The sequence below is a fragment of the Streptomyces sp. NPDC058257 genome, from assembly GCF_042881845.1.
In the GTDB taxonomy this organism is placed as follows: domain Bacteria; phylum Actinomycetota; class Actinomycetes; order Streptomycetales; family Streptomycetaceae; genus Streptomyces.
Window position 1 is genome coordinate 281,035 of record NZ_JBHVXJ010000008.1, and the last position, 19,747, is coordinate 300,781.

The 19,747-nt window shown below is 71.1% G+C and carries 17 protein-coding genes; 8 read left to right on the forward strand and 9 right to left on the reverse strand.

Annotated elements, in window-relative coordinates; all coding sequences use genetic code 11:
- Positions 1-135: 135 nt before the first annotated feature.
- Both ACFVXC_RS21440 and ACFVXC_RS21445 read left to right on the forward strand, forming a co-directional pair.
- Positions 136-1,515 (forward strand): glycine--tRNA ligase, encoded by a 1,380-nt coding sequence (locus tag ACFVXC_RS21440; RefSeq protein WP_389907347.1) that lies wholly within the window; start codon positions 136-138, stop codon positions 1,513-1,515.
- A 112-nt stretch (positions 1,516-1,627) separates the two neighbouring features.
- Positions 1,628-1,834, forward strand: a complete 207-nt coding sequence (locus ACFVXC_RS21445) for a hypothetical protein (RefSeq protein ID WP_389907349.1) — start codon at positions 1,628-1,630, stop codon at positions 1,832-1,834.
- Here the strand turns inward: ACFVXC_RS21445 and ACFVXC_RS21450 are convergent.
- From ACFVXC_RS21450 to ACFVXC_RS21460, 3 genes are read right to left on the reverse strand one after another with little or no spacing between them, the layout of a single operon-like run.
- The gene (locus tag ACFVXC_RS21450) at positions 1,773-2,366 is read right to left on the reverse strand and encodes a hypothetical protein (protein ID WP_389907351.1); all 594 of its coding nucleotides are present in this window, start codon (positions 2,364-2,366) and stop codon (positions 1,773-1,775) included. The genes ACFVXC_RS21445 and ACFVXC_RS21450 overlap by 62 nt on opposite strands.
- 58 nt (positions 2,367-2,424) lie before the next feature.
- Complete coding sequence (locus ACFVXC_RS21455; protein WP_389907353.1) at positions 2,425-2,877, reverse strand: protein-tyrosine phosphatase family protein; 453 nt, start codon at positions 2,875-2,877, stop codon at positions 2,425-2,427.
- 36 nt (positions 2,878-2,913) lie between these two features.
- Entirely contained in the window at positions 2,914-4,395 is a 1,482-nt protein-coding gene (locus ACFVXC_RS21460; RefSeq protein WP_389907355.1) for an MFS transporter, read from the reverse strand.
- Positions 4,396-4,801: 406 nt separating this feature from the next.
- Between ACFVXC_RS21460 and dusB the strand changes: the two genes are divergently transcribed.
- Positions 4,802-5,932 carry a tRNA dihydrouridine synthase DusB gene (gene dusB, locus ACFVXC_RS21465; protein WP_389907357.1) on the forward strand — a complete coding sequence of 377 codons (1,131 nt, stop codon included), beginning with the start codon at positions 4,802-4,804 and terminating at the stop codon, positions 5,930-5,932.
- Positions 5,933-5,983: 51 nt separating this feature from the next.
- Here the strand turns inward: dusB and ACFVXC_RS21470 are convergent, their stop codons facing one another.
- Both ACFVXC_RS21470 and ACFVXC_RS21475 read right to left on the reverse strand, forming a co-directional pair.
- Positions 5,984-7,258, reverse strand: coding sequence for a cytochrome P450 (locus ACFVXC_RS21470; RefSeq protein WP_389907359.1), 1,275 nt, complete (start codon positions 7,256-7,258; stop codon positions 5,984-5,986).
- Between the two features lie 32 nt (positions 7,259-7,290).
- A complete protein-coding gene (locus ACFVXC_RS21475) occupies positions 7,291-8,646 on the reverse strand; it encodes a glutamine synthetase family protein (protein WP_389907361.1) in 1,356 nt (451 codons plus the stop codon).
- A gap of 389 nt (positions 8,647-9,035) precedes the next feature.
- Here ACFVXC_RS21475 and ACFVXC_RS21480 point away from each other — a divergent pair, with 389 nt between their 5' ends.
- On the forward strand, positions 9,036-9,827 hold the full coding sequence (locus ACFVXC_RS21480; protein WP_389907363.1) for an acetoacetate decarboxylase family protein: 792 nt from the start codon (positions 9,036-9,038) through the stop codon (positions 9,825-9,827).
- 112 nt (positions 9,828-9,939) lie between these two features.
- On the opposite strand, the gene ACFVXC_RS21485 is transcribed toward ACFVXC_RS21480, so the two are convergent.
- A complete protein-coding gene (locus ACFVXC_RS21485) occupies positions 9,940-11,415 on the reverse strand; it encodes an APC family permease (protein WP_389907365.1) in 1,476 nt (491 codons plus the stop codon).
- Positions 11,416-11,598: 183 nt separating this feature from the next.
- Between ACFVXC_RS21485 and ACFVXC_RS21490 the strand changes: the two genes are divergently transcribed.
- Positions 11,599-12,171, forward strand: coding sequence for a MarR family winged helix-turn-helix transcriptional regulator (locus tag ACFVXC_RS21490; RefSeq protein ID WP_389907367.1), 573 nt, complete (start codon positions 11,599-11,601; stop codon positions 12,169-12,171).
- 120 nt (positions 12,172-12,291) lie between these two features.
- On the opposite strand, the gene ACFVXC_RS21495 is transcribed toward ACFVXC_RS21490, so the two are convergent.
- The 3 genes from ACFVXC_RS21495 to ACFVXC_RS21505 all read right to left on the reverse strand — a co-directional run bounded on the left by ACFVXC_RS21495 (position 12,292) and on the right by ACFVXC_RS21505 (position 16,130).
- Entirely contained in the window at positions 12,292-13,653 is a 1,362-nt protein-coding gene (locus ACFVXC_RS21495; protein WP_389907369.1) for a hypothetical protein, read from the reverse strand.
- A gap of 90 nt (positions 13,654-13,743) precedes the next feature.
- Positions 13,744-14,628 carry a gamma-glutamyl-gamma-aminobutyrate hydrolase family protein gene (locus ACFVXC_RS21500; RefSeq protein WP_389907371.1) on the reverse strand — a complete coding sequence of 295 codons (885 nt, stop codon included), beginning with the start codon at positions 14,626-14,628 and terminating at the stop codon, positions 13,744-13,746.
- Positions 14,625-16,130, reverse strand: coding sequence for an aldehyde dehydrogenase (locus tag ACFVXC_RS21505; protein WP_389907373.1), 1,506 nt, complete (start codon positions 16,128-16,130; stop codon positions 14,625-14,627). The genes ACFVXC_RS21500 and ACFVXC_RS21505 overlap by 4 nt, the downstream gene beginning before the upstream one ends.
- A gap of 126 nt (positions 16,131-16,256) precedes the next feature.
- Here ACFVXC_RS21505 and ACFVXC_RS21510 point away from each other — a divergent pair, with 126 nt between their 5' ends.
- The 3 genes from ACFVXC_RS21510 to ACFVXC_RS21520 are packed head-to-tail and all read left to right on the forward strand — an operon-like array spanning position 16,257 to position 19,745.
- On the forward strand, positions 16,257-17,966 hold the full coding sequence (locus ACFVXC_RS21510; RefSeq protein ID WP_389907375.1) for an aldehyde dehydrogenase: 1,710 nt from the start codon (positions 16,257-16,259) through the stop codon (positions 17,964-17,966).
- On the forward strand, positions 17,959-18,894 hold the full coding sequence (locus tag ACFVXC_RS21515; protein ID WP_389907377.1) for a 3,4-dihydroxyphenylacetate 2,3-dioxygenase: 936 nt from the start codon (positions 17,959-17,961) through the stop codon (positions 18,892-18,894). The genes ACFVXC_RS21510 and ACFVXC_RS21515 overlap by 8 nt, the downstream gene beginning before the upstream one ends.
- On the forward strand, positions 18,891-19,745 hold the full coding sequence (locus ACFVXC_RS21520) for a fumarylacetoacetate hydrolase family protein (protein ID WP_389907379.1): 855 nt from the start codon (positions 18,891-18,893) through the stop codon (positions 19,743-19,745). Before ACFVXC_RS21515 ends, ACFVXC_RS21520 begins: the two co-directional genes overlap by 4 nt.
- The last annotated feature ends 2 nt before the right edge of the window (positions 19,746-19,747 follow it).

Consider the following 19,747-nt stretch of genomic DNA (forward strand, 5'->3'; position numbering starts at 1 on the left):
TGAACCGATTTGATTAGGGGGGTAAGGCCGCCGGTAACCTGAGTCATTCGCCCGCCCGTCTCCCGACCTCCGCCCCTCAACGAGGCGCTTCGCGCCGCCCATCCAACATTCCACCGTCGTAATGAAGAGAGCACCGTGGCCGCCGACAAGATCGACAGCATCGTCAGCCTGAGCAAGCGCCGTGGCTTTGTTTACCCGTGCAGTGAGATCTACGGCGGCCAGCGTGCCGCCTGGGATTACGGGCCCCTCGGCGTCGAGCTCAAGGAGAACCTCAAGCGCCAGTGGTGGCGCTACATGGTCACTTCGCGTGAGGACGTCGTCGGTATCGACTCGTCGGTGATCCTGGCCACGGAGGTCTGGCAGGCCTCGGGTCACGTCGCGACGTTCTCCGACCCGTTGACCGAGTGCCTCTCCTGCCACAAGCGCCACCGCGCCGACCACCTGGAAGAGGCGTACGAGGCCAAGCACGGCCGTCCGCCCGAGAGCCTGGCCGAGGTCAACTGCCCGAACTGCGGCACCAAGGGTCAGTTCACCGAGCCCAAGCAGTTCTCCGGCATGCTCTCCACGCACCTGGGCCCGACGCAGGACAGCGGCTCCGTGGCCTATCTGCGCCCCGAGACCGCGCAGGGCATCTTCACCAACTTCGGCCAGGTCCAGCAGACTTCGCGCAAGAAGCCGCCGTTCGGCATCGCGCAGATGGGCAAGTCCTTCCGCAACGAGATCACGCCCGGCAACTTCATCTTCCGGACCCGCGAGTTCGAGCAGATGGAGATGGAGTTCTTCGTCAAGCCGGGCGAGGACGAGAAGTGGCAGGAGTACTGGATGGAGCAGCGCTGGAACTGGTACACCGGCCTGGGCCTGCGCGAGGAGAACATGCGGTGGTTCGAGCACCCGAAGGAGAAGCTCTCCCACTACTCCAAGCGCACCGCTGACATCGAGTACCGCTTCCGCTTCGGCGGCAGCGAGTGGGGCGAGCTCGAAGGCGTCGCCAACCGCACGGACTACGACCTCTCCGCGCACTCCAAGGCCTCGGGCCAGGACCTGTCGTACTTCGACCAGGAGGCCGGCGAGCGCTGGACTCCGTACGTCATCGAGCCCGCGGCCGGCGTCGGCCGCACCATGCTCGCCTTCCTCCTCGACTCCTACATCGAGGACGAGGCGCCCAACGCCAAGGGCAAGCTGGAGAAGCGGACGGTCATGCGCTTCGACCACCGCATCGCCCCGGTGAAGGTCGCGGTGCTCCCGCTCTCCCGCAACCCGGAGCTGTCGCCGAAGGCCAAGGGCCTGGCCACGGCCCTGCGCCAGAACTGGAACATCGACTTCGACGACGCGGGTGCCATCGGCCGCCGCTACCGCCGCCAGGACGAGATCGGCACGCCGTACTGCGTGACGGTCGACTTCGACACCCTGGACGACAACGCGGTCACGGTGCGCGAGCGTGACTCGATGAAGCAGGAGCGGGTCTCCCTCGACCAGATCGAGGGCTACCTCGCCTCGCGCCTGGTGGGCTGCTGACGCCTGGCGCCTGACGCTCGGTGCTCGGCGCCTGGCGTTCGTTGAATGAAGGTTGAAAGAAGCCCCCGGATCGGCATACGGATCCGGGGGCTTGTGCTGCACACTGTTCGCCATGCCTTCGATGACCACGAGCAAGGTCAGCAGATGGGACCAGCACGGGCGCGAGCATGTCGTGCACGTGCGAAAGTCCGGTGTCCAACGGCAGTTGAGCTGCGACACGTGCGGCTGGGAGAAGCGCGCCCAGTTCCTGCCGTGGCTCAAGGCGGAGGAGCATCTCGCCGAGGAGCATCAGGCGACGGTGGACCCTTCGGTGCCCTGACCTCTCCGAGCCACGCCGCGACTGCCGTCGCCGTGTCGCAGGGGGCGCGGCCGGAGGTGGAGAACCCCGTGCCGATGAGGTCGCGCAGTTCCCGCGCGTCCTGGAGCGCCTCCTCGATCTCCGCGTCGTCCCAGCCACGCGCTGTCAGACGTGTGCGCCGGTCCCGGTCGTCGCAGTCCAGGAGCGCCCACTCGGGCTCGGGCGCATCGGCCACACCGGCTGCGGCGGCCTCCCATTCGGCCGGAGTGAGCGGGCAGGTCACCAGGACCGGCTGGTTCCCCCGCGTCAGCATGCTCGCGACGCGCACCCACAGACGGTTGTAGTCCGGCCAGACGGCGCCGGCGTCGGGTGAGGTGATCTCGATGCCGAGCAGCCGGCCGTCGGGATCAGGCAGCTCGTCGAAGTCGACGACGGTGAAGGGGCCTTGGCGTGGGTGTTGCCGCAGGTTCTGGCGCGGGTCCTGACGCAGATGCGCCAGCAGCGTCGACTTGCCCGCCCCCGGCGCCCCGGTGATCAGCCGCAGATCCGCCATGCCGTGCTCCCCGCTCTCCCGTTCGACGCTCTCCCGGTCCTCACGCCTGCCCTCGGCGTCAGCCGAACCGCTTCACGAACCTCCGCTGCCACGGCGTCTCCACCGCCCGCGGGGCATAGTGCTCCCGCACGTACGCGACCGCCTCGCCGCCCGGCACTCCGTCCAGTACCGCCATGCACGCCAGCGCCGTCCCCGTACGCCCCCGGCCGCCGCCGCACGCGACCTCGATCCGTTCGGTCTCCGCCCGCTCCAGCGCCTCGCGCAGGGCCGCGGCCGTCTCCGCGCGGTCGGTGGGCAGCCGGAAGTCGGGCCAGCGCAGCCAACGGGCCTCCCAGGCGACGGCGGGCGGCTCCTTGGCCAGGAGATACAGCGCGAAGGTGGGCGTCGGGCCGGCCGGGAGCGGGTGCCGCAGGCCCCGGCCGCGGACGAGCCGACCCGAGGGGAGTCGTAGTACGCCTGATGCCGTGTGGTCCCAAGTCCCAGTCCCAGTCCCAGTCGCATTCTCAGTCATTCTCAGTCACAGGACGAGCGTAGTTCGAGCGTTAGCTCAGGACTGGGCCGAACGCCGATCAGGGTGGGCCGTATCCGTACGAGGTCCCTGCGGCACGCTCTCCAGGCATTCGGCCGTCCGCCGCGCCGTCTCCCTCGCCCACCGGCCGCTCGTCAGCGCGCCGAGGATCAGGACCGCGAGGCCGCAGCCCGCGATGATCCACCAGGCGGGGCGGCTCGCCTCGGTGAAGGCGGCCGCGTACGACGAGGATCCCACCCCGGAGGCCAGGACGGCTCCGATGACCGCGACTCCCAGGGTCTGGCCGATCTGGCGGCTCGTGGAGGCGACGGCGGCGGCGACGCCCGCCTGGGAGCGGGGCATTCCGGAGACGGCCGTGTTGGTGATGGGGGCGTTCACGAAGCCGAAGCCGAGGCCGAAGAGGGCGTATCCGAGGAAGAGCGTCCCGTTCGTGGTCTCCGCGTCGAACGCGGCGAACAGGACCCCCGAGACCGTCATCGCGACCCCCGCGATCAGGAGCGGGACGCGCGGGCCCCGGCTGCCGACCAGGCGGCCCGACAGCGGGGCGCAGACCAGCGTCATCGCGGCCATCGGCAGCATCCACACGCCCGCGTGCAGGGCGTTCAGGCCGCGCACGTTCTGGAGGTAGAGCGTGGAGAGGAAGAGGAAGCCGCCGAGCGCGGCGAAGGCGCTGACCGCGATCACTGTCGCCCCGCTGAACGGCGCCGAGCGGAAGAAGCGCAGGTCGATGAGGGGGTCGACGCGGCGCGGCTCGTAGGCGAGGAGACCGATGAGGGCCAGGAGCGCCACGCCCGCGAACACGATGATCAGCGGTGACGTCCAGCCCGCCGTCGGGGCCTCGATGATCGCGTACGTCAGGGCGCCGAGCAGCACGATGACCAGGAGCTGGCCCACCGGGTCGGGGCGGCGCGGCTTGGGGGCGCGGGACTCGGGGACGTACCGGATGGTGAGGAGGAGCGCCGCGAGGCCGACCGGCAGGTTGATCCAGAAGATGGAGCGCCAGCCGACGGAGTCCACGAGGAGGCCGCCCACCAGCGGGCCCGCCGCCATGGAGATGCCTACGACACCGCCCCAGACCCCGATGGCGCGGGCCCGTTCGCGGGGGTCGGTGAAGGTGTTGGTGATGATCGACATCGCGACCGGGTTGAGCATGGAGCCGCCGACCGCCTGGGCCATGCGGAAGGCCACGAGGGATTCCAGGTTGGGCGCGAGGGAACAGGCGACCGAAGCGACCGTGAAGATCACCAGGCCGACCTTGAAGATCTTCCGGCGCCCCACGCGGTCGGCCGTCGAGCCCGCGAGCATGAGGAGCGCGGCGAGTACGAGGGTGTAGGCGTCGATCGTCCACTGCATGCCCGAGATGCTGGTGCCGAACTCCCGCGCCATGGTGGGCAGGGCGACGTTCAGGACGGTGTTGTCGAGACTGACGATGAGCAGGCTCATACAGCAGATGGCGAGGACGAGCATGCGTCGGCGGTGCGTCAGCTCTTGCGGGGGCATGTGTTCGACGGTATCCCGGCCGGGCGGGTGCCGCGTGCGTGGGCGTACGCCGTACGCCGCATCGCCTTACGTCGTGCGCCGGGGGCGCACCGCCCCCCCCGGGCCCATCCGCCCCTCTGCCCTCAGCTCTCAGTCCTCAGTCCTCAGTCCTCAGCCGAGCCCGCGCGGCAGTCGCCGCCTGGGGACGTACGTCCCGGCCGACGCGCGCTCGCAGGCGGCCGCGGAGGAGCTGCACCGCCTGGTGAGGGCCGGGCGTGCGGGCAGTGGTGTGGGCGGGCGCGCGGGCGGTCCTGCGGGCGGTCCCACGGGCGGTCCTGCGGGCGGGCGCGCTGGCAGTCCTGCGGATGAGGGACAATAAGAGGTCTGCCCCAGCAACGTACAGCTCGCCCCCGGAGGAACCCGCGCCATGGAGCCCCAGCTTCAGATCGGCCCGCACGCCGTGCGGCCGCCCGTCGTGCTCGCGCCCATGGCGGGCATCACGAACGCGCCGTTCCGGACGCTGTGCCGGGAGTTCAGCGGGGGCAAGGGCCTCTTCGTCAGCGAGATGATCACGACGCGCGCCCTGGTCGAGCGCAACGAGAAGACCATGCAGCTGATCCACTTCGACGAGACCGAGAAGCCGCGCTCGATCCAGCTGTACGGCGTCGACCCGGCGACCGTCGGCAAGGCGGTCCGCATGATCGCCGAGGAGAACCTCGCCGATCACATCGACCTGAACTTCGGCTGCCCCGTCCCCAAGGTCACCCGCAAGGGCGGCGGCTCCGCGCTCCCGTACAAGCGCCCCCTGCTGCGCGCGATCCTCCGTGAGGCCGTCAGCGGCGCCGGGGACCTGCCCGTCACCATGAAGATGCGCAAGGGCATCAACGACGAGCACATCACCTTCCTCGACGCGGGCCGCATCGCCGTCGAGGAGGGCGTCACGGCGATCGCCCTGCATGGCCGCACCGCCGCCCAGCACTACGGCGGCACCGCCGACTGGGACGCCATCGCCCGCCTCAAGGAGCACGTCCCCGAGATCCCCGTCCTGGGCAACGGCGACATCTGGTCCGCCGCCGACGCGCGGCGGATGATGAAGGAGACCGGCTGCGACGGCGTAGTCGTGGGCCGCGGCTGCCTCGGCCGCCCCTGGCTCTTCGGTGACCTGGTGGCCGCCTTCGAGGGCACCGGCGCACCCAAGGCCCCGGACCTGCGCGAGGTCGCCGCCGTCATGCTGCGGCACGCGACGCTCCTCGGCGAGTGGATCGGCGACGAGGCGCGCGGTGTCATCGACTTCCGCAAGCACGTCGCCTGGTACCTGAAGGGCTTCGCCGTCGGCTCGGAGATGCGCAAGCGCCTCGCGATCACCTCGTCCCTCGCTGAACTGGAGGACGGGCTCGGTGAGTTGGACCTCGATCAGGCATGGCCGACGGGCGCCGACGGGCCGCGTGGCCGTACGTCGGGCAACAACCGCGTGGTCCTGCCGGACGGCTGGCTGAAGGACCCCTACGACTGCGCGGGCATCAGCGAGGACGCGGAGCTGGACACGTCCGGCGGCTGACCCTCATGCCGGCGTCACCGTGACCGGCTATGCCGGCGTCACCGTGACCGGCTATGTCAGCGTCACCGTGACCGGCAGCTCCTTGATCCCGTTCACGAAGTTCGACCGTACGCGGCGCACCTCACCGGTCACCCGGATGTCCGCGAGCCGCGGCAGCAGCTCCTCGAACATGATCCGCATCTCCAGGCGGGCCAGGGAGTTGCCCAGGCAGAAGTGCGGGCTGCCCTTGCCGAAGGTGACGTGATCGATGTTCTCGCGGGTGACGTCGAAGCGGTACGGATCCGGGAAGACGTCCGCGTCACGGTTGCCCGAGGCGAACCACAGCACGACCTTGTCGCCTTCCTTGATCAGCTTTCCTCCCAGCTCCACGTCACGGGTCGCCGTCCGCCGGAAGTGGTAGACGGGCGAGGCCCAGCGCAGGCACTCCTCGACGCCGCCCGGGATGAGCGAGGGGTCGGCGGTGAGCCTGGCCCGCTCCTGGGGGTGGTTGATCAGCGCGAGCATGGAGTGCGAAATGGCGTGCCGGGTCGTCTCGTTGCCCGCGACGACGAGCAGCAGGAAGTAGTTGTCGAAGTCGGTGTCGGAGAGCGGGACGCCGTCCCTGGGCGAGTTGTTGACCAGCGTGCTCACCAGGTCCCCACCGTCACCGCCACGCCGCTTGGCGGCCAACTTCCGCCCGTACTCGAAGACTTCGAGCGCGGCGGGGGAGCGGAAGGGCAGGTCGCGGTACTGCTCGCTCTCCGCGCTCTCCAGGAGTACGTCGGCGTAGTCGGGGTCGGTGTTGCCGATGATGCGGTTGCCCCAGTCGATGAGCCGCTGGGTGTCCTCCCCCGGAACGTCGAGCATCCGGGCGAGCACATTGATGGGGAAGTCGGCCGAGACCTCCCGCACGAAGTCGAAGGTCCCCTTGGGGAGCGCGGCATCGAGCGTACGGGCGGTGAGCCCGCGCAGGAACGTCTCGTACGTCGCCACCGCGCGCGGCGTGAACTGCTTCTGCAGGATCAGCCGCATCGCCCGGTGGCGCATGCCGTCGGTCTCCAGGAGGGAGCGGCGCAGGGCGATCTGATCCTCGTCGACCTCTTCGAGGTTCGTGAACCGCGTCGAGGTGAAGGTCTCCGGGTCGCGGTCCACGCGCACGATGTCCTCGTGCCGGGTGACCGCCCAGAAGCCGGAGTTGGGCGCGGGCTCGGGCTGCCAGTGGACGGGGTCCTCCCGGCGCAGCACGTCGAACATCCGCCAGGGGAGCGCGCCGTCGGTGAACTTGTCGTTGTCGGAGAGATCGACGTCGGACAGCGCGAGGGGCGCCGGCCCCGTGACCGTACTCATGGACGTACTCCTTCAGGGGGAGGGGGCAGCGGTCAGATGAGGAAGGCGTACTCCGTGAACTCCCACTCGGTGACGTGCCGTCGGAAGCGTTCGATCTCGTCGCGCTTGTACGTGAGGAAGGCGTCGGTGAACTCCGCGCCCAGGAGCCCGGTCAGTGCCTCGTCGGCCTCCAGGGCGTCGAGGGCGGCGCCGAGCGTGCCGGGGAGGCGGGGCGCGGAGTCCTCCTGGTAGCCGTAGCCCTCCAGGGGCGCGGGCGGCTCCGCCTTGTCGCGGATGCCGAGGAGCAGGGCGGCGACGGCGCCCGCTATGGCGAGATAGGCGTTGGCGGAGGCGTCGCCGAGCCGCAGCTCCAGCCTGGTTCCCGCGCCCCTCTCGGGCGGTACCCGGAGCATGGCGCTGCGGTTGTCGAGGCCCCAGTCGATCAGCCAGGGGGCGAGGGTGTCGGGGCCGAAGCGTTTGTAGGAGTTGATCGTCGGGTTGAGCAGGGCGCTGAGCGCGGGCGCGTGGCGCAGGAGTCCGGCGATGGCGTGCCGGGCGGTCGCGGAGAGGCCGTCGGGGGCTCCCGTGTCCTCGAACACGTTGTGTCCTGCGGCATCGACGAGCGAGACGTGCAGATGGAAGCCGGAGCCGCCGAGTCCGTTGAACGGCTTGGCCATGAAGGTCGCGAGCCGCCCCTCTCGGCGGGCGTTCTCCTTGACGGCGGCCTTGAAGCGGAAGGCGCGGTCCGCGGCGTCCATGGCGGCGGAGTGGTCGAGGTTGATCTCGAACTGCCCGCCGTCGAACTCGTGGTTGCCCGCGATGACGCCGATGCCGAGCTCGGCCAGGGAGCGCAGGGTGCGCAGGAGATGTCCGTCCGGGTCACCGCGCCGGCCCGCGCTGTATACGTTGCCGGTGGCGCCGCCGTAGACGGACCATCCGGAGGGCGTCGCGGGGTCGGCCTCGCACAGGAAGTACTCCAGCTCGGGCCCGACGACGGGGGTGACGGCGCCGTCGGCGTACTCGTCGGCGCTCTCAAGTACGTGCCGCAGCAGGGTGCGTGGGGACTCCGGGGCGAGCTCGCCGGTCGTGGGATCGAAGGTGTCCCCGAGGCACCAGGCGACGCCGGGTTCCCAGGGCAGGGCCTGGAGTGTGGACAGATCGGGCCGTACGGAGACGTCCGGGAGCCCTGCATCGAGCCCGCCCGCGACGGGAACGACGTCACCCTGGGGGGTGGTGTGGTAGACGGCGCGGCAGAAGGAAAGTCCGTGGCCGCAGGCGCTCGGCAGGTGTCCGACGAGGATGTCCCGGCCGCGGTCGGCGCCTATGAGGTCGGGGTAGATGACGCGGACGATGTCCGTGCCTTGGGCGCGTAGCGCTTCCACTGTCTCTGCGACTGTCGCTTCACTCACCCGGATTCCAGCCTTTCTGCGAGGTGGATCGGGGTTATCGTTTGAGACCAAACGATAGGAATCCTCGGGGGGTCTGCGCAAGCCCTTCGGGCGGGTTGGGCGGTAAGTGGGCTTGCTCCGTGTGGACTTCAGTGTCGTGGGGGCTCTCCCCGCCCACCCGCCCGTCCGATTGCCTCGCGTCCTGCTCCCGCCGAACAGGCTCTCCCGCCCACCCGCCCGATTGCCCCGCGTCCACCTCTGGGCGAACAAGCTCTCCCGCCCGCCCGATTGCCCCGCCTCGCCGTCGCGCCGACCGGCGCCGTGCCCATGGCGTCCTCGTCGCCGGAGGCATATCGTACGGACCCAAACGAATAGGCGGCAGTAGCGGCGACCACCCAAGGAGCCATCCCGTGACCGGAGTTCAAGGATTCTTCCCGCCCAAGACCGCGACAGGCCGCTCCTCGCTCATTCCGGCCCCGCCCTGGCACTACTCGGGCGACCTGCTCACCGTCGAGTACCGCACCGACCCGGCCAGGGTCCGCGAACTCCTCCCCGCGCCGCTCGACCTGGCGGCCGACGACCCCGGCGCCGTAGCTCTCATCTGGGCCGACTGGCAGTCCTGCGGGGGCTCCAAGGAGGAGCTGCTCGACCCGGTGCGGGCCCAGTACAAGGAGTGCTTCGCCGTCGTGCGCTGCGGCTACCGGGGCCGTACCTACTCCCGCTGCGTCTACATCTGGGTCGACAAGGATTTCGCCGTCGCCCGCGGCAACCACCAGGGCTACCCGAAGAAGCTCGGCTCGATCCACCTGACCCGCCCGCACCCCTTCGGCCCCGCGCCCCGCATCGAGGCGGGCGCCACCTTCGGTGCCACCCTCGCCGCCGCCGACCGCCGCCTCGCCCAGGCCGTGGTCGCCCTGCGCGAACCCTCCGGGACGAACGGCTTCGTCAACGCCCACCCCATGGCCCACCACCGCCAACTCCCCGCCATCGAGGGGAAGGGGCTGGCCCTGGACGAACTCATCGCATCCGGTGCCGCTTCCTTCGAGGGCGGCCAGTCCTGGTCGGGCGAGGCCGAGCTCGACCTCTTCGACGCGCCCACGGAGGAGCTGGCCGCGCTGACGGTCGAGGAGCCGATCGGCGCGTACTACCGCCAGGTGGGCGTGACATGGAACGGCGGAACGCTGCTGGAGAGCGGACTGTAAGGGGAACGCGAGCGCAGCCCGCGCGGCTCGCACAGCTCGCTCAGCCCGCTGAGCCCGCATGGCTCGCTCAGCCCGCTCAGCCCGCGCGGCTCGCTCAGCCCCCAACAGCTACCTACTGCCCCGCCGCCGACCCGATCCCCGCATACGTCTCCGGTCGGGCCCTCCGCAACCAGAGCCCCCACACGACTCCCGCCGCGGCGGCGATGAGGATCAGGGACGGCAGGATCCACCGCAGCGGGTTGCCGGACGAAACCCCCAGCTGGACGCTGAAGTTGGTCAGCGCGAGCCAGAAGAAGACCGCGAGCGCGGCGCCCGACAGGAGCGGGGCGACGAGCCGGTTCCACAGGGGCTCGCTCAGCTCGCGGCGGCGCGCGAAGTAGGCGACGACGGAGGCCGACGTGGCGAGCAGGAGCAGGATGACTCCGAGGGCGCCGAGGTTGGTCAGCCACGTGAAGACGTCCATCACCGGGTCGCGCCCGGCGAGCGCGAAGACGCCGATGACGGCGAGACTGAGCGCGGTCTGGAGCAGGGAGCCCCGGTGCGGAGACCCGTGCCGCGAGTGGATCACCCCGAGCCCGCGCGGCAGCACACCCTCCCGTCCGAGTGAACGTGCGTACCGCGCGACGGCGTTGTGGAACGAAAGCAGCGCGGCGAGCAGGCTGGTGATGAGGAAGAGCTGCGCGAAGTCGGCGAAGGCCGCTCCCAGGCCGCTGCTCCGGTCGCTGAGGAAGAACAGCATCTCCGGCCCCTGCTCGGCCGCGACCTTCGTGGCCTGACCGGTGCCGGCGCCGCTGATCATCGCCCACGCCGTGGCCGCGTAGAAGACACCGATGAGCCCGACCGCGATGTACGTCGCGCGTGCCACGGTCCGGCGCGGATCACGGCACTCCTCGCTGTAGAGCGCCGCGGACTCGAAGCCCATGTACGCGGCGAACACGCAGCACAGCGCGACCCCGAGGGAGCCGTCGGTGGCGGCGCCCCAGGTGAGCGGGGTGGCGGAGATGCCCTCAGGCGCGTCGGCGAACTGCCCGATGTCGAAGACGAGCACGGTGCCGAACTCGAGTACGAGCAGCACGGCGAGCACCTTCACGCCCAGGTCCACGCGCCGGTACCCGAGCGCCCCCACCACGGCGATGCACGCGAGGACGAGCGCCCACCAAGGGATGTCGACGCCGGTCTTGGAGTCGATGAACTGCGCGGTCGTCGCTCCGAAGAGCCCCGCGATACCGATCTGCATGGCGTTGTACGCGAGCAGCGCGACGAAGGCGGCGCCGACACCGGCGGTGCGGCCGAGACCCTGGGCCGTGTACGCGTAGAACGCCCCGGCGCCCGTGATGTGCCGGCTCATCGCCGCGTACCCCGCGCTGAAGAGGGCGAGGACGACGCCGACGAGGAGGTAGAGGAGGGGTATGCCCAGGATCCCCGTGACGCCGAGGGACTGCGGTATGCCACCCGCGGCCACGGTGAGCGGGGCCGACGCCGCGACGACGAAGAAGACGATGCCGGTGACGCCGATACGGCGCTCGGGTGCGGAGGTGGCGGAGAGGGGCGGCGCGGGCGTGGGCGTGCCGTGGTGATCGATGGCCATACCGGGACTCCGGGGAGGGGAGGTGTATCCACAGGAAACGCGTTATCGTTTGAGCCCGTACGAATTCGAGTGGCGCTGATGGTACGGACGCGTATGCGCCCCGGCAAGAGGTCTTGGCAGACTGTGGCCGTCCGGCCGGAACCACGGCGGACGCGCGAGGCACAGGGACGAGGAGATACGGACGTGACGGGCTACCGCACCATCCGCGAGACCGAGAAGGCGGTCAGGGCCAAGCTCGGCGGCACCCCCGTCAAGTACGAGCAGATGGCCGCCGTCTCGAACATCTACCGCGCGGCGTCGGCCGTCCGGCAGCACTTCGAGAACTCCGTGCTGCGCGGGGCCGAGCTGACGTGGACGTCGTTCGTGGTCCTCTACGTGGTCTGGATCTGGGGAGAGATGGAGACGCGGTACGTCGCCGAGGAGGCGGGCATCTCCAAGGGCACGCTGACCGGGGTGGCCCGGACACTCGCGGGCCGGGGCCTGCTGGAACGCCGGGGCCACCCGGACGACGGACGGCTCGCGCTGCTGCGGCTCACGCGGGAGGGCGAGCGGCTGATGGAGAAGGTGTTCCCCGCGTTCAACGCGGAGGAGGCGTTCGTCGCCGACGGATTGACGGACGAGGAGTGCCGGACGCTGGCCGATCTGCTGCGGAAGATCGTGGTGCAGACGGAGGAGAAGGGGGACGAGCGCCGGCTGGAACTCCTGGACGGGGCTGAGCCGGCTCCTCGCCGGAGCGGCAGGCGGGCCAAGGGGTAGTAGGTCTCGTCTGGTGGCTCGCCGACCGGCCGTTCCGCGCCTTCCGGAGGCGAGGCTTCAGGCGGGGGAGCCGGAACCCGGCGCACCGGGACCTCGCCGCCTGTGTCGGGGAGAGTCGGGTCAGCCCTCACCGTCCGCGTCGTAGCGGGCCAGTACGGGACGCCGTGGCGGGTTTCCCGTGCTCGTGGAGTTGTTGAAGATCGCCACCCCTGCCGCCAGGACGGTCCGGGTGCCGGGGATCAGCCGCGTCGCGGCGACGTCGAACGGCTGCTTGAAGTCGTACTTCCGCTTCGGCTTCGGCACTTCGGACGGCTCGGGCAGCCGGCCCGGGTCGCGCAGTCTGTGCACCTTCCCGCCCTCGGCGCGGCGTGTCCGCGAGTCCAGGAGCAGCCCGCCGGTTCCGTCGGGGACGGTCGTGGCGGTCATGAAGGCCCGGCCGAGATCGGGAGCGCGCACTTTCCTCCACGTAGTGCCGTCACCGGTCGGCGTAGTGCCGTCACCGGTCAGCAGGATGCTCTCGTCGTCGGGCTCCTTGTCCACCTCGCCGTGGTTGAAGCCGTGGCGGCCGAGCGCCCAGAGACGGTCGCTCACGGGGTCGTGGACGATGGTGTCGAGCGTGGCGGACGGCTCGGGCGGTATGGGGTCGGGGAAGTGGAACGAGGGGGTGTCGAGCCGCTGCCAGGCGCCGTCCGCCCACCGGGCGGTGGCGGGCTGTGGGTAGCACTCCCCCTGACCGCACTCGGCGTCCACCGAACCGGCCACCCAGACGCGGGGTGTGCCGTCCTCGGCGGACGCGGCGGCGAGCGCGGCGGCGGTGAACGGGAGAGGGGGGACATCCCAGCGTTCTCCGTCCCAGTGCACGACCTTGCCGTAGGGGGCGACCCACAGGTGAGACCCCGAGGCCACGCACCAGGTGCCTTCCGTCGCCCCGCCCGCCGATCGGCTCCCCGTGGTGACCGGGGGATCGGGCAGCCGTCGCCACGACCCGCCTTTCCGGTGGAACACGGCGAGTTGTCCGTCCTGCCCCGTGTGCTGTGCGAGCCAGATCTCGCCGGGCGCGCCCGCGGCCAGAGCCCAGGAGGATCGTCGGCCGCCCGCGATCAGCTCGTCGGGCGGTGCGGGCTCGCTCCATCGCTTCCCGTCCCAGTGTTCGAGGAACGGGGTGGAGGATCGCGTCTCCCGCGCCCCCAGCAGCCATACGTCGTCCCGCGACGTGACGGCGAGTGCGAGGTAGGAGGCGCTGTGCTCGGGCGAGAGGTGCGTGTAGCGCCACGCATCGCCCGTCGATCTGGCCGCAGCGGCGTCGGCGGCGGGCGGGGCCTCGCCGAGCCGGGCCGCGTCGGTGGTGGACGGGCTGGGCGAAGGCTGTTTCTTACCCTTCCCGCCCGACCTGTCGTCCTTGGCGCAGCCGGTCAGCGCTGAGGCTCCGGCGACGGCGGCCACGCCGATGAGCGTGCGCCGGGTGGGCGGGGAAGCGTTCATGCGCGACGACTGTAGTACCGGCCCACCGGTCAACGGGGCCTCAGGGTACGGGGAAGGCGGGAGCGCGGGGCACAACGGCCCACGGGCGCCTCAGTCACTCGCGTCACTGATGCGCCAAGGACCTGTGTGCAAGGACGCCGCCTGAACCAGTGCTCCGAACAGCCCCTGCTGCGCCGCATCCGCCGCGGCCGTGTCCTCCGGGTGCCACTGGATCGCCAGGAACCACCCTCTCCCATCGACGAGTTCGAGCGCCTCGACGGTCTCGTCGGCCGCCCAGGCGCTGGCCACGAGCCCCCGGCCGATCACCTCCACGCACTGATGGTGGAAGCAGGAGACGGACAACGACTCCGGCCCCAGCGTGCGAGCCACCGCCGAACCGGGCGCCACGCGTACGGAATGCACCACATGCCTGTGCGGCCCCACTCCCGCTCCCACCCCCACCCCCTCCCCGGCCCCCGCTCCCTCCGCCCCGTTCATGTCCTGCCGAAGTGATCCCCCCAGCGCGACGTTCACCACCTGCAACCCCCGGCAGACCGCGAGCAGAGGCAGGCCGCGGGCCAGGGCGCACCGCGCGAGGGCGAGGTCGAACGCGTCCTGGGTGTCATCCACGTCGTACACGGACCCGTGCACCTGGACCTGCGCCTGGACCTGCGCCTGGACCTGCGCCTGCGCCTGGACTTCGACCTCGACCTCGACCTGCGTCCGCGCCTGGACCTGCCCATCGGAGCCGCCCCCCGCGTACCGCCACGGCGCCAGGTCCCCACCCCCGGGCAGCAGCAGCCCGTCGCACCGGGCCAGCCGTGCGGCCGCCTCCCCGGCCGGACCCGGCAGCATCATGAACGGCTCACCGCCCGCACGGAACACCGCCTCCGCCAACGCCCGCGCCGTCACCACAGCCTCGTACCGAAGGGCCGAGGTCGACGCCGCATATCGCTGGGGCAGGGCGATCAGCGGGCGGGGACGGCGGAGACTCACAGCTGGATCCACGTCGTCTTCAGCTCCGTGTACTTCTCCACCGCGTGCACCGACTTGTCCCGCCCGTTCCCCGATTGCTTGTAGCCGCCGAACGGCACCGTCACGTCCCCCTCCTCGTAGCAGTTGACCCACACCGTCCCGGCGCGCAGGCGGCGCGCCACCGTGTGCGCGGTCGACAGGTCCGAGGTCCAGAGACCGGCCGCGAGCCCGTACTCCGTGTCGTTGGCGAGCGTGACCGCCTCGTCGAGGGAGCCGAAGGTGAGGACGGAGAGGACCGGGCCGAAGATCTCCTCGCGGGCGAGCGGCATGTCGGGGGTGACCCGGTCGAAGACGGTGGGCGCGAAGTAGCTGCCTCCGGGGACGACTTCACGCCGTACGCCCCCTGCCCGTAGCCGCGCGCCACTCTCCGCACCTCGCCGCACGTGCTCCTGGACGGACGCCACGCGTGCGGCGCCCGCCAGGGCGCCCATCTCCGTGGCGGGGTCCAGCGGATCGCCCACCCGCAGGGTCCCGGCCCGTTCGGCGACCGCCGCCGTCACCTCCTCCGCCACCGACTCGTGGACGAGCAGCCGCGAGGGCGCGGTGCACATCTCGCCCTGGTTGAAGAAGATGCCCCAGGCCGCGGTGGACGCCGCCGCCACCAGGTCGGGGGCGTCGGGCAGGATGATGTTGGGGGACTTGCCGCCGAGTTCGAGCCAGACGCGCTTGAGGTTGGAGTCGGCCGCGTAGTGGAGGAACTGACGGCCCACCGCGGTGGACCCCGTGAAGGCGAGTACGTCCACGTCCGGGTGGCGGCCGAGCGCGCGGCCCGTGGTCGGGCCGTCGCCCGCGACGACGTTCAGGGCGCCGGGCGGAAGCCCCGCCTCGTCGGCGATCCTGCCGAGCGACAGGGCTGACAGAGGCGTCAGTTCGGAGGGTTTCAGGACCACCGTGCAGCCTGCCGCGAGGGCCGGGGCCAGCTTCCAGGCCGCGAGCGTCAGGGGGAAGTTCCACGGGACCACCGCCCCGACGACGCCCGACGGCTCGCGGGTGACGAGGGCGAGCGCTTCGGGGGCGGTGTGCGGGGCGGTGTCGGTGAGCTTGTCGGCGAGCTGGCCGTACCAGCGGAAGGTGTTGGCCAGGGCGCGCAGCTCGACGGCGTACGACTCCGTGATCGGCTTGCCGTTCTCCAGGGTGACGGTGAGGGCGAGAGTGGAGCGGTGCTCTTCGATGAGAGCGGCGATCCGCAGCAGGGTCCGGCCCCGGTCGGCGGGGGAGAGGCGCGGCCAGGGGCCCGAGTCGAAGGCGCGGCGGGCGGCGGCGACCGCCAGGTCCACCTCCTTCTCGCCCGCGTCCGCGACCAGGGCGAGCGTGCGGCCGTCGCGCGGCGAGACGACGGGGAACGCACTCCCCGAGCCGTCCGCGTCGGCGCCCGCGATGCGGTGCCGGGTGGGCAGTGCGAGCGCTTCCGCCCGGCGTATCCAGTCCTGATGGCCGCTGGTGGCCAGGGCGTCGTCCGGCATGGATTCCTCCTGGGGTATTTCGTTTGAGTTCAAACGGTAGCCGAACCGTGCGGCCCGATCGAGGGGTTGACCCCGTCGCCCCGCCGCTCCTAATGTTGTTTGGGTTCAAACGAACTGGAGGAAGTCATGGCTCCCCCCAACCCCGCGCCCCCGGCGAACCACCCGCACCCAGCGAATCCCTGGCACACGGCGACCGTCGCAGGTGTCCGCGTCGACACCCGGCACTGGATCGGCGGAGAGCGCGTAGCCTCCGTCTCTGCCTTCGCCTCCCAGGGGGCGGCTGCCTTTGGGGGTGCGGCTGCCTCTGAGGGCGCGGCTGCCTCCGAGGGGGCGGCTGCCTCTGAGAGCGCGGCCGCCGCCGCCACCTTCACCGACCGCTCACCCCTCGACGGCACCCCGCTCGCCGAGATCGCCCGTGGTGGCGCGGAGGAAGCGCGGGCAGCCGTCGCCGCCGCCCGCGAGGCCTTTCCCGGCTGGGCCGCCACCCCGCCCGCCGAGCGCGCCCGGCTCCTGCACGCGGTCGCCGACGGGGTCGAGGCCCGCATCGAGGACCTCGCCGCCGTGGAGACCGCCGACAACGGCGCACTCCTGCGCTCCCACCGCCGCGGCGTCATGCCCCGAGTCGCCCACAACCTCCGCTACTTCGCCGACCGCCTCCTCGCCCTCGCCCACGACGACTTCGAGACCAGGGGGCACACGAACCACGTGAGCTGGGACCCGGCGGGCCCCGCAGTCCTCATCACGCCGTGGAACGCGCCGCTGATGCTGGCCAGTTGGAAGATCGGGCCCGCCCTCGCCGCCGGGAACACCGTCGTGCTCAAGCCCGCCGAGTGGACCCCGCTGACCGCCTCGCTCTTCGCGGACATCGCGCACGAGGCGGGGCTTGCGGCCGGGGTCTTCAACGTGGTGCAGGGGTACGGCACGGAGGTGGGCGAGGCCCTGGTCGCCGAGCCCGACGTGCGCCGGATCAGCTTCACCGGGTCCGTGCCCACCGCTCGGCGGATCGCGGCGACCGCGGGCGCGCGCCTCGTGCCCTGCAGCTTCGAGCTGGGCGGCAAGTCGCCGCTGCTCGTCTTCGCCGACGCGGATCCGGAGCTCGCGGCCGACCTCGCCGTCGAGCAGTTCGACAACGCGGGGCAGGTCTGTCTGGCCGCCACCCGCATCCTGGTCGAGGAGTCCGCGCGGCACGCTTTCCTCGGGCACGTTCTCGACCGGGTGACAGAGCTGACTCAGGGAGATCCGCGCGACGAGGCCACCGACATCGGGCCCAACATCCACCCCCGGCACGTCGAGCGCGTCGACGGATTCGTGCGGCGCGCCCTGGACGCGGGCGCGAAGGCCGTCATCGGCGGCGCCCGCAACACCGAGCTCGGCGGCAACTACTACCTGCCCACCCTCCTCACCGACGTCGCCCAGGACTCCGAGATCGTGCAGGAAGAGGTCTTCGGGCCCGTCCTCACCCTCCAGACCTTCCCCGACGGCGACGAGGACGAGGCCGTGCGCCTGGCCAACGACACCCGCTTCGGCCTCGCCGCGACGCTCGTCACCGGCGACCGCGAGCGTGCCGCCCGGGTCGGCGCACGGCTCGTCGCCGGCACGGTGTGGGTCAACTGCTTCTTCGTACGCGACCTGTCCGCGCCCTTCGGCGGCTCCCGCGATTCGGGTATCGGGCGCGAGGGCGGCGACTGGTCCTTCGACTTCTACTGCGACCTGAAGAACACCGTGACCGCGCCAGTGGGGTCTCCCCTGGTGGAGGGGGGCCGGGAGCTTGGTGTGGGGTCTCCCCTGGTCGAGCGGAGCCGAGAGCTGGGGGAAGGATGGGGGCGCCATGGGTGAGATCGTCGGGGCGGGGCTCCTCGCCCACGTGCCCACCATCGTGCTGCCCGAAGAGACCCGCAAAGAGCTCAACGGGGGCCGCGAGATCAGCCTCGTACCCGGACTGCGTCGCCTGCGCGAAGAGGTGTTCGAGACCCTCGACCACGACACCGTCGTCGTCCTCGACTCGCACTGGGCCACCACGGTCGAGTTCGTCGTCTCCGCGCATGCGCGCCGCGCCGGACTCTTCACCTCGGAGGAGCTGCCGCGCGGCATGTGCAGGATGCCGTACGACTATCCGGGCGACCCCGAACTGGCGGCCTCCATCGCGGAGTTCGCCGACCGCCACGAGACCTGGGTCACCCCGGTCGACGATCCGTACCTGCCGGTCCACTACGCCACGATCAACCTCTGGAAGTACCTGGGCGAGGGCCTCCCGGACAAGAGGTGGCTCTCGATCGGGGTCTGCCAGACCGGCGACACCGAGGACCACCTGCGCCTCGGCCGCGCGCTCGCCGACGGGATCGCGGCGCTGCCCGACCGTAAAGTCCTCCTCATCGCGTCCGGCGCCCTTTCGCACACCTTCTGGCCGCTACGGCAACTGCGCGCGCACGAGTCGAGCGAGCCCTCCCACATCCGTACGCCCGAGGCCCGGGCCGCCGACGAGCGGCGCATCGAGTGGTTCGAGCGCGGCGACCACGCCACGGTCCTGCGCACCATGCCGGAGTTCCTCACCCACAAGCCCGAGGCGCGCTTCGGCCACTACCTGATGATGATCGGCGCTCTCGGAGAGGAGCGGTGCTCTGCGCCCGGGCGCGCCTTCAGCGACTACGAGAACTCGGTGGGCACAGGCCAGATGCACCTGTGGTTCGACCGCCCCGCCGACGGCTGGAGCGCCACCTCCGCCGAGCACACCGACCACGCCGAGAGTGAGGCCTTTCTCGTATGACGACCACCGTCGAGTACCGCCGCATCCTCCTCGAAGGCGCCGCGGCCCAGGTCGTGCGCGACGGGGACGAACTGGTCGCGGCCGACGGGCGCCGGGTGAAGGCGTCCGAGGCGCGCCACCTCCCTCCCGTACACCCCTCCAAGGTGATCGCCGTCCACCTCAACCACCGCAGCAGAGTGGAGGAGTTCGGCGTCGGCCTGCCGTCGGCGCCCACCTACTTCCACAAGCCGGTCTCGGCGCTGAACGCGCACGGCGGCGCGGTCGTCCGCCCCGAGGGCTGCAAGTACCTCAACTACGAGGGCGAGATCGGCATCGTCATCGGCCGCACCTGCCGCAACATCGCCCCCGCCGACGCGGGCGCCTGCATCGCGGGCTACACCGTCGCCAACGACTACGGCCTGCACGACTTCCGTGACACCGACGCCGGTTCGATGCTCAGGGTCAAGGGCTCCGACACGCTCTGCCCGCTGGGTCCGGGCCTCGTCACGGGGTGGGACTTCCACTCCAAGTACCTGCGGACGTACGTCAACGGGGTCCTTGTGCAGGACAGTTCGACGGACGAGATGGAGTGGGACATGCACTATCTGGTCGCCGACATCGCCCGCACGATCACGCTGGAGCCGGGCGACGTGCTGCTGTCCGGCACCCCCGCCAATTCCCGGCCCGTCCGGCCGGGAGACGTCGTCGAGGTCGAGGCCGAGGGCCTCGGCCGCCTCACGAACCACATCGTCACCGGTCCGACGGCCATCCGCTCCGACGTCGGTGCCCAGCCCACGGAGTCCGAGGAGGTCGTGTCGACGGCCTTCGGAGGCGACTGGGAGTTCCGCGGCCTGCGGCCCCCACGCCGCTAGAT

Coding starts and splice junctions, on each gene's coding strand:
- ACFVXC_RS21445 (WP_389907349.1), top strand. CDS start 1,628: ATGCCTTCGATGACCACGAGCAAGGTCAGCAGATGGGACCAGCACGGG.
- ACFVXC_RS21450 (WP_389907351.1), bottom strand. CDS start 2,366: ATGGCGGATCTGCGGCTGATCACCGGGGCGCCGGGGGCGGGCAAGTCG.
- ACFVXC_RS21455 (WP_389907353.1), bottom strand. CDS start 2,877: ATGACTGAGAATGCGACTGGGACTGGGACTGGGACTTGGGACCACACG.
- ACFVXC_RS21460 (WP_389907355.1), bottom strand. CDS start 4,395: ATGCCCCCGCAAGAGCTGACGCACCGCCGACGCATGCTCGTCCTCGCC.
- dusB (WP_389907357.1), top strand. CDS start 4,802: ATGGAGCCCCAGCTTCAGATCGGCCCGCACGCCGTGCGGCCGCCCGTC.
- ACFVXC_RS21470 (WP_389907359.1), bottom strand. CDS start 7,258: ATGAGTACGGTCACGGGGCCGGCGCCCCTCGCGCTGTCCGACGTCGAT.
- ACFVXC_RS21485 (WP_389907365.1), bottom strand. CDS start 11,415: ATGGCCATCGATCACCACGGCACGCCCACGCCCGCGCCGCCCCTCTCC.
- ACFVXC_RS21495 (WP_389907369.1), bottom strand. CDS start 13,653: ATGAACGCTTCCCCGCCCACCCGGCGCACGCTCATCGGCGTGGCCGCC.
- ACFVXC_RS21505 (WP_389907373.1), bottom strand. CDS start 16,130: ATGCCGGACGACGCCCTGGCCACCAGCGGCCATCAGGACTGGATACGC.
- ACFVXC_RS21510 (WP_389907375.1), top strand. CDS start 16,257: ATGGCTCCCCCCAACCCCGCGCCCCCGGCGAACCACCCGCACCCAGCG.
- ACFVXC_RS21515 (WP_389907377.1), top strand. CDS start 17,959: ATGGGTGAGATCGTCGGGGCGGGGCTCCTCGCCCACGTGCCCACCATC.
- ACFVXC_RS21520 (WP_389907379.1), top strand. CDS start 18,891: ATGACGACCACCGTCGAGTACCGCCGCATCCTCCTCGAAGGCGCCGCG.